This is a genomic window from Candidatus Thermoplasmatota archaeon (assembly GCA_029907305.1).
In the GTDB taxonomy this organism is placed as follows: domain Archaea; phylum Thermoplasmatota; class E2; order DHVEG-1; family DHVEG-1; genus JARYMC01.
Window position 1 is genome coordinate 1 of sequence record JARYMC010000066.1, and the last position, 9225, is coordinate 9225.

Sequence of the window (9225 nt, forward strand, 5' to 3'; positions counted from 1 at the left end):
AAAAACTTAAAAAAGAGATAAAAAACCATGACGTGGTCTTCCACATAGCAGCAAACCCACATGTGAGACTGGGAGAAAAACAAACAGACCTAGATTTAAAACAAGGAATAATAGCAACATACAATGTTTTAGAGGCTATGAGGCTAAACAACATCAAAAAAATTGTTTTCTCATCCAGTAGCGTCGTATACGGTGAAACAACCATGCCCTCTTTATCTGAGACATATGGGCCAACACTACCAATATCTTTTTATGGTGCTGGAAAACTAGGTGCAGAAGGACTGATAAGTGCTTTTTGTGGCACTTTTGATTTTCAAGCCTGGATTTTTAGGTTTGCAAATGTGGTTGGAATTCGTGGAACACATGGGGTTATTGTTGATTTTATTGATAAACTAAAGAAAAACCCAAAACAGCTTGAGATTCTTGGTGATGGTAAACAACAAAAACCATATCTGCATGTTAGCGATGTTGTTGATGGGATGATTTTTGGTTTTGAACAGTCAAATGATCAAATAAACTTGTTTAACCTTGGTTGTGACAGCAGTACAACGGTTACAAAAATTGCCCAGATGGTTGTAGAAGAAATGGGTCTTAAGGATGTTGAATTTAAGTACACTGGTGGAGAAAGAGGCTGGCCAGGGGATGTACCCCGTTTTCAACTTTCAACAGAAAAAATGAAGAAACTAGGTTGGAAGGCAAGTCTATCATCTGATGAGGCTGTAAGAAAAGCAATTATAGAACTGCTTGATAAGAACGTTTAAATCAAATATATGGATATTTTATGGCGATGAACATAGCTATTGTTGGGACCGGTTACGTAGGTTTAGTGACAGGTGCATGTTTTGCTAAACTAGGTCATAAGGTAATATGTGTAGACATCAACAGAGAAAAAATCCAGAAAATAAACGAAGGTGTGCCACCAATTTTTGAAAAAGATTTGGAAGAATTATTAACAACATATAAGAAGAATATTGCAGCAACAACAGATTACAAAACAGCAATAATGAACAGCGATATAACATTCATATGTGTAGGAACACCAACATTAAAAAACGGTAGTATTGACTTATCATTTGTAAAAGACTCAACAATAAGCATAGCAAAAGTTTTGAAAGAGAAAAAACAGTGGCATCTAGTTGTAGTAAAAAGCACTGTGCTACCAGGCACAACAAAAAACGTTGTATTACCACTATTGGAAAAATACTCTGGAAAAAAAGTAGGAATGGATATAGGATTAGGGATGAACCCTGAGTTTTTAAAAGAAGGGGTAGCAATAGAGGATTTTCTAAAACCAGATAGGATAGTCATAGGCGCTTATGATAAAAAAAGCAGAGAAAAACTAAGGGAACTCTATAAAAATTTTAGCTGCCCAATTGTAGAAACAGATTTATCGTCTGCTGAAATGATCAAATATGCAAGCAATGCTTTTTTAGCAACTAAAATATCATTCATAAACGAAATAGGAAACATGTGCAAAAAAATAGGGATAGACACATACACTGTTGCAGAAGGAATGGGTCTTGATAAAAGAATAGGACGAGCATTCTTAGACTCAGGAATAGGCTGGGGTGGCAGTTGTTTCCCAAAAGACATCGGTGCACTTATCTCCTGGGCACAAGAAATCAAAGAACAAACAAGAATCATCCAAAGTACTAAACAAGTTAACGATGAACAACCACTAAAACTTGTAATTATTCTAAAAAAATATATACCAAACCTTAGAGGAAAAACCATTGGAGTCCTCGGCCTAGCGTTCAAACCAAACACAGATGACATCCGAGAAAGCAGAGCGATACCAATTATTCAACAACTCATAAACGAGGGGGCGAACATAAAAGCGTATGATCCAGAGGCGATGGAAAACTTCAAAAAACTTTACCCAAACATAAATTACTGCACAACAGCATCAGAAGCCCTCGACTCCGATGCAGTACTGATTCTAACAAAATGGGATGAATTCAAAAATTTAAACTACAAAGGAAAAATAGTATTTGATGGTAGAAGAATAGAACAAGCAAAAAAAGCAAAAATATACGAAGGAGTTTGTTGGTAGATGAAGATAAAAAAAGCTGTGATACCAGCAGCAGGATTAGGAACAAGATTTCTACCGGTAACAAAATCAATGCCAAAAGAAATGCTGCCAATAATAGACACACCAGCGATACACTACGTTGTAAAAGAAGCCATAGACTCAGGCTTAGATGACATAATAATAATCACAGGAAGAGGAAAAAAACCATTGGAAGACTATTTCGATGAGTCACCAGAACTAGAGATGCATCTAAAGAAAAACAAAAAAAATGATCTACTAAAAACCGTAAGAGAAATATCATCACTTGTAAACATCCATTACATAAGACAAAAAGAACCACGGGGATTACCAGATGCTTTGCAAACTGCAGAAAAACATGTTGGTGATGAACCTTTTGCAGTTTTACTAGGTGATGATATCACAGACTCAAAAAAACCTTGCGCAAAACAACTCATAGATGTATTCAATAAGCATAAATCATCTGTGATAGCTGTACAAAATGTACCGAGAGAAAAAATAAGCAGATATGGGTCGGTACAAACAAAAAGTACCTCTGAAAAACAACTCTACTTGATAAAACACATAGTTGAAAAACCAAAAAGCGAAGAGGCACCATCAACCATGGCAGCCATAGGAAGATATGTTTTCACACCTGAGATATTTGATTGCATACATAAAACAAAACCAGGTGTAAATAATGAACTGCAGATAACGGATTCGATAAACATTCTAACAAAATCACAGAAAGTATATGCGTATGCTTTTGAAGGAAAAAGATACGACATAGGAGACAAACTAGGCTATGTACAGGCAATTATAGATTTCTCACTGCAGAACAAAGAAATCAAAAATGATATCAAAAACTACATAAGAAAAATAAAATAGGCTCATGTCCCTAAATCATCGGACAAAACGACTCACATAAGTCATCTTTCCCCTTGAATCATGATCTGAGGAATCCTTCATGCTGTTCATATCTGGTAGTCCGATAATTCGTGGGGAAGAGCCATAAAATAAAAAAAATTATCTTGTTTTTAAAATAATTGCTATTTATTGTAAAACTGTGTAATGTTATCAACTATGTAATCCCTTTGTTCCTCACTCAGTTCAGGATAAATAGGTATAGACAAAATCTCCCCAGCCAGCTGTTCTGAAACAGGATAACTGCCTCTTTTTATACCAAGTTTTTTATAAGCAGGCTGCAGATGCAATGGAATAGGGTAGTGAACACCACAATCTATACCTTTTTCTTTAAGATACTGCATAAGCTCATCTCTATGTTTCACACGGATCTCATACATGTAATAGACATGTTTAGCACCTCTTGCCTCAACAGGTCTAACTATCTCATTAGGTAAGTTTTTATCATAATATTTCGCATGAGTTCTCCTCAGATCAGTCCATTTTTGTAGATGAGGCAGTTTAGCATTAAGAATAGCGGCCTGTAATGAATCAAGCCTATAGTTATAACCCTCTATAAGATGCTCATACTTGGTAGACCTACCATGATTAACCAACAACCTTAGCTTTTCACCGAGTTCATCATTGTTTGTGACAACACCACCACCGTCACCATAACAACCTAGGTTTTTAGCTGGAAAGAAACTATAAGCAGCTACGTCACCATAGAAACCTGGTTGATGACCATTCCACTCAGCAGCATGAGCCTGCGCAGCATCCTCAATCAAAAAAAGACCATGATCATCTGCAATCTCTCTTATCCGCTGCATATCAGGCATCTGACCATAAAGATGAACAACAATAACCGCCTTAGTCTTACGGGTAATAGCTTTTTCAAGTTTATCGATATCAATAAGACAAGTATCTGGTTTAACATCCACAAACTTGATTTTACCACCAACATAAGAAATACACTCAGTGGTAGCAATAAAAGTATTAGGAACAGTTATAACCTCATCACCTCTCTTCAGATTTGCACAAAGCAAGGAAAGATGAACAGCAGCAGTACCACTAGCACAACCAACCATATGTTTAGCCTTACAAAAAGCAGCGAAATTATCCTCAAAATTTTTCAAATACTTGCCCATAATAAAAGAAGTATCCCCAATAACCTCTTTAATCGCATTATCAATCTCAGTTTTTATAGAAAGATAATTAGCTTTAAGATCAACCAAGGGTATCTTCATCATTCTATGTCACCATATGCTTTTCCACCATCAGGATAAACCAAATCCTTAACATCCTTGATAACCTTAGCAGGGTTACCAACAACCACCTTACCAGGAGGAACATCACGTGTTACAACACTACCAGCGCCAACAAGAGCACCATCGCCAATCTTAACACCAGGTAAAACCGTTGTATTAGCACCAATCCTAGCATTCTTACCAACAACAACTCCCTCAAGGAAATCCTTAGCACGTAAAGACTTAGGATAAGGAGCATTAGTTAAAACAACATTAGGACCAACCCAACAACCTTGTTTCAACTCACAATATTCAGGTATAAAAGCCTGAGAATGAATCCTAACACCATCACCAATCCTAGTTTTAAACTCAACAACACTCTTAGTACCAATACTAACATCCTTACCAATAACGTTCTCCTCACGAATACTAGCATGATTACCTGTTTGAAAACTCTCACCAATAACATTACCAGCATAAATCACTGTATGAGAACGTATAACAGAATTACTACCAATAACAGTCTTCAACTCACCATCCCTCATACCCTTAGGCGGCACACCAATGATAACAAAATCCTCAACAACAACATTCTCACCAAGCTCAACATTCTTAAAAATCCTAGCGGTCTTAGCAACAGCACTCATTTAACAACAACCTCCCTTTTTTTCTCAGCTGACTCCAAACACAACTCACAAATCCTAGTAGTATAATAATTCTCCTTACCAACATTAGAATCCAAATCAACATTATTTTTACCAACCAAATCCACAAAATACTTCAACTCATCCCTAAGGGGATCATTAATAACAATCTTCTCCTCAACCATATCCTTCCTATCAACACCATCATACGTAACCTTAAGAGGAAAACGCTTTAAAACCTGAGAAAAAAAATCAACATAAACAGTCTCCCTCTCACCAACAACCCATATATCACGTGCTTTCTCAGGATGCATACAACTAAGCTCAATAGCTGCAAAAAAATCACCATACTCAAGCTGTACAAAAGCAGAATCCTCAAAAACAGATGATAACAAGTTTTTCTTAGAAGCATAAAGACTCTTAGGAACACAATCTGTTGTAAAATTCAAGATATCAACAACATGTATACCAAGGTTCAATATAACACCAGAGTCTTTCCTAGGAGGTTTGGTTGAATGCACATACCTACTAGTAATATACTGTATTCTACCGATTTCAGGTAAAATCTTTTTCAAACGCAAAACAGCGTTATTAAAACGATAAATATAACCAACAGATAAAACCAAACCCTTAGATTTAGCAAAATCAACCAGCTTACAACCTAGCTTAGAAGACTCTGCAATTGGTTTCTCAACCAAAACATGCTTACCAGCTTTTAAACAATCATAAACAATCTTGTAGTGAGTATCTGTAGGTGTGGTAATAGTAACAGCATCAACCTCATCTAATATCTTGTGGTAATCATCAAAGAAACCAACACCATACTGCTTAGCGATATCCCTTTTCTTAGGATCAACATCAGAGATACCAACAAGATCACACCTGATGTCTTTAAGGGATTTCAGATGGTTTATACCCCATTTGCCAACACCAACAACACCTATTTTAACCATCAGATGCCTCTCTCTGGACGTTAATAAAAAATAATATATAAATATTCTTAAGACTGTTCTTAAGACTGTAATTTACTGTTGAATATACCCCTTATAAAACCAGCACCATACCCGATATGAATCAGCAAATAAAACAATACGCTACTTAATACAATGCTTGGTTTTCGTGTAATCTGAAGCGTACTTACTAATGACATCAACACATAGACTAAAACTAAACAAGGAATAAACCAGATAGGCAACCAACTTAGTAACGTCAATACAATAATCAATAGACCACCAAGTATAAAGACTGGACCAAGCAAATGAAAAAACTTTAACGTATCAGGATGTTTTTTCACCATCTTCGCCCGAGCAACACCATACCGATACATCTGATGCCACAACAACCTAAGAGAATCACGCTTAAAATGGTACACCCTCGTCTTTGGTGTATACAAGATTTTATACCCGGCTTTCCGAAGCCTGATATCAAGCTCATAATCCTGGCCACACCAAAACACTGGATCAAAACCACCAACCTCCTGTACTGCTTCCTTTCTATAACATGAGAACGACAAATGATCCGTGTACCGCTCCTCTGGAAACACCGCGTTCTGCGAAAAGAAACTTCTCCCACCCATAAAACTCAGAAACGCAACGCTAGACACTTCACCAACAAAATTCTGTTTTCCTGGCGAAAGATTCGAACATCCAACAGCGGCCACCTCCCTTGGTTCCCTTTGCAATCTAACTGCCAACTCATTTAATAGATTCTTTTCTGCAATTGCATGACCAGAATAATTTATGAGCATCTCGCCAGTTGCATGTTCAATACAAATGTTTCTACCAATAGCTGTATTACCAGTAGGGTTCTCCAGAATCACAATAAATGGATATTTATAAGCGTATTCTTCTGCAATAGCCCGTGTATTATCAGTGCAAGGTCCTATAGCAAGCAAGATTTCCATTTTTTCATGAGGATACTCTAATGCAAGCAACGAGTCTAGACACTGTCGCAAGGTTTTCTCTTCATTGAGAAGAGGTATAAGAAAGGAAACTTTTGGGTATTGCTCTGTCATCTCATCTAGAAAACAGCAGAATGTATTTAATGCTAATTACGCTTGTCTAGAGACTGTCAACTTAAGGCACCTCCGAGAGAAGATTATAAAGACCAACCCAAGCCGTAGACCATTGACTAATACTCTGTAAAGAGCTATAATACGGGAAACGTTTCACTCGAGCCTTATACTGATTATACCACTGCTCGATATGGTTTCTATCTCCAAAGATCTGGTGTTCCCATTTTAGACCTAATCGCTGGAACGCCCAGCGATACCATGGAGCACCATCAACAAGAATAAATGGTTTATTTTCACAAGTGTTTAAAACAAGTTTCAAAAAATGGATAGCATCAAAAGATGTCCTACTAACAGATATATAAACTGCTAGAACAACATAATCTTCAATATCAATTGCATTCCAGATGTAGATTTGTTTTCCTTCCATTTTTATCTTGGTTTCATCAACAGCAATAAAATTTCGCTGTTTCTTTTTAGGACAAAAAAAGGCGACACATTTTTTTATACCATTTTCGTAAAGACTCATGTGAAAATGGTTCCAAATTTCCAATGATTTTACTGGTTTTCCTATAGGAAAGACCAGCGTGATAGACAAGTATTGTTATCACTTTTTTTTTTCATGGTTAGTTCTTTGCCTCACAAAAATTTTTCTATCTTTTAACAATTTTACTATTCGATTGAGCACACCCATCCCTCTTTTTTGTTGTTATAAGGATGATGGGTTGCTCAATTAAAAGAGTATTTCCTTAAGTTGACACTCTCCTTGTCTACCAACGGCTCCTTGATAACTCGGGAGAGATAAATCATTGATAAAAACTTAAAAAGACATTACACACTTTATGATAACAACGTGGCCTCTCTATGATTAAGAATCAAACAGATGAATTAACATACCAGACTATTTCCTATTACAACAACTACGGTCTCCATGTCGCAGCAAAAATAAACAACCTAACCGCCTACGGATTAACACAAACCATAGAAAAAAATTATCCGGTTGATGCCATCAAATTCTCCGATGGAACGCGGATATGGAATTTAATACGAATCTATATCTACACTAACCTCCCTGAAGTATTAAAACAAAAGGAAGGTGCTAATCCAAGATTCTCTCCATTATCTCTTCTTAAAGAAGGCATCACTCCTCTGAAGATACCAAAGATACATAACCCAATCTATGGATTCTCTAGTGGCGCAAGCAGGAAATATTACAAAGATACTTTCTATGATATATACCTTGATCCCATCTATGACATCCTCAAGGATCAACTCATTATCTTTGAATGGCCGGAATACCGTGGGTCTCATCGATACTATACAGATAAACCGTACTCAAAACACTACATTCCCTTTCATATCCCCATTTATACATCAACATTCTGGGAACTCTTCTCTTACAAACTCACAGGCCACACATCATTCACCATAGAACACGAAGATATATTACAGGAAATCATCGAGTTCATCAGCACTACAGTCCATGCTGAAAAAAAGAAAATAAACAATGGTATTTATGATTTTATCACCGTCTTTTTCATCCTGAAAAAACTCTTTTCCAACATTCTAAAAAAAATGTCACCGAAAGCAATCCTTATCAGATGCGGGTACGGGCGTTTCCCTATGGCGCTCGCGCAAGCATGCCGTGAACTACATATACCATCTATAGAACTCCAACATGGAATCATTACCAGCTCACATAGTGCCTACATTCGAACGACGCCATCAGATAATCACGACTGCATCCCAGAATATCTCCTTACCTATGGCGATGTCTTTACTGATATGGTGAAAAAAGAACACCTTTTATGAAAGCAGGATTCACTGATCATATTTGGACAATTAATGAGGTGATGAACTATAAAATTTAATCATTTTATGACACTAGGAAATTTTATTATTTCTTTATATTTTGATTCATAATCTTTTACTATTTCCAATGTTCCATCTGTACTATTAGCATCTACAATAATAATTTCAAAAGGTTTTTCCTGAACTAAAAGACTATCTAAAAGATGCGATATGTTTTTTACTTCGTTTTTAACTGTTATTATGATACTTATAAGCATGAATATTCCTGATTGACATAAGTATAAAGGTAATATATTTTTTCTAATACGTTAATATTCTGTAAATTAGTTATTTATTATTAGTAAATTTCAAATATAAAGCTTAGATACTTATCTTTTATGAAAATTCTTATGATTCTTTCAAAGGAATTCACTGTTGACCCACGTGTTTATAAGGAGGCAAGATCTCTTATTGAGGCTGGGCACCAGGTAACAGTTTTAATGTGGGATAGAAAAGGAGGATATGAAAAAGAAAGTGTAATTGATGAAATAAAAGTAATCAGACTGCATAACACTAGTTTTATGAAAATTTTACCAAATG

11 protein-coding genes are annotated in these 9225 nt (G+C 36.1%); 5 read left to right on the forward strand and 6 right to left on the reverse strand.

Features of this window, described 5'->3' with window-relative positions; all coding sequences use genetic code 11:
• The 3 genes from QHH19_05575 to galU form a co-directional block, all read left to right on the forward strand.
• Nucleotides 1-761: NAD-dependent epimerase/dehydratase family protein (locus QHH19_05575; protein MDH7517796.1), on the forward strand; the 761-nt coding region annotated here is incomplete at its 5' end.
• Nucleotides 762-787: 26 nt separating this feature from the next.
• Nucleotides 788-2053 carry a UDP-glucose/GDP-mannose dehydrogenase family protein gene (locus tag QHH19_05580; GenBank protein ID MDH7517797.1) on the forward strand — a complete coding sequence of 422 codons (1266 nt, stop codon included), beginning with the start codon at nucleotides 788-790 and terminating at the stop codon, nucleotides 2051-2053.
• Nucleotides 2054-2917: a UTP--glucose-1-phosphate uridylyltransferase GalU gene (galU, locus tag QHH19_05585; GenBank protein ID MDH7517798.1), complete on the forward strand. Its 864-nt coding sequence runs from the start codon at nucleotides 2054-2056 to the stop codon at nucleotides 2915-2917.
• Between the two features lie 161 nt (nucleotides 2918-3078).
• Here the strand turns inward: galU and QHH19_05590 are convergent, their stop codons facing one another.
• The 5 genes from QHH19_05590 to QHH19_05610 form a co-directional block, all read right to left on the reverse strand.
• Nucleotides 3079-4179: a DegT/DnrJ/EryC1/StrS family aminotransferase gene (locus tag QHH19_05590; GenBank protein ID MDH7517799.1), complete on the reverse strand. Its 1101-nt coding sequence runs from the start codon at nucleotides 4177-4179 to the stop codon at nucleotides 3079-3081.
• Nucleotides 4179-4826, reverse strand: a complete 648-nt coding sequence (locus QHH19_05595; GenBank protein MDH7517800.1) for a DapH/DapD/GlmU-related protein — start codon at nucleotides 4824-4826, stop codon at nucleotides 4179-4181. The genes QHH19_05590 and QHH19_05595 overlap by 1 nt, the downstream gene beginning before the upstream one ends.
• Nucleotides 4823-5776, reverse strand: coding sequence for a Gfo/Idh/MocA family oxidoreductase (locus QHH19_05600; GenBank protein ID MDH7517801.1), 954 nt, complete (start codon nucleotides 5774-5776; stop codon nucleotides 4823-4825). Before QHH19_05600 ends, QHH19_05595 begins: the two co-directional genes overlap by 4 nt.
• Before the next feature lie 59 nt (nucleotides 5777-5835).
• Nucleotides 5836-6837, reverse strand: coding sequence for a glycosyltransferase family 2 protein (locus QHH19_05605; protein MDH7517802.1), 1002 nt, complete (start codon nucleotides 6835-6837; stop codon nucleotides 5836-5838).
• Between the two features lie 61 nt (nucleotides 6838-6898).
• Nucleotides 6899-7363, reverse strand: coding sequence for a DDE-type integrase/transposase/recombinase (locus QHH19_05610; protein ID MDH7517803.1), 465 nt, complete (start codon nucleotides 7361-7363; stop codon nucleotides 6899-6901).
• Nucleotides 7364-7698: 335 nt separating this feature from the next.
• Here QHH19_05610 and QHH19_05615 point away from each other — a divergent pair, with 335 nt between their 5' ends.
• Nucleotides 7699-8646, forward strand: coding sequence for a hypothetical protein (locus tag QHH19_05615; GenBank protein ID MDH7517804.1), 948 nt, complete (start codon nucleotides 7699-7701; stop codon nucleotides 8644-8646).
• Nucleotides 8647-8705: 59 nt separating this feature from the next.
• Here QHH19_05615 and QHH19_05620 read toward each other — a convergent pair whose 3' ends face one another.
• The gene (locus tag QHH19_05620; protein ID MDH7517805.1) at nucleotides 8706-8903 is read right to left on the reverse strand and encodes a glycosyltransferase; all 198 of its coding nucleotides are present in this window, start codon (nucleotides 8901-8903) and stop codon (nucleotides 8706-8708) included.
• 120 nt (nucleotides 8904-9023) lie between these two features.
• Between QHH19_05620 and QHH19_05625 the strand changes: the two genes are divergently transcribed.
• Nucleotides 9024-9225 (forward strand): hypothetical protein (locus QHH19_05625; protein ID MDH7517806.1); only part of this gene is annotated, 202 nt, incomplete at its 3' end.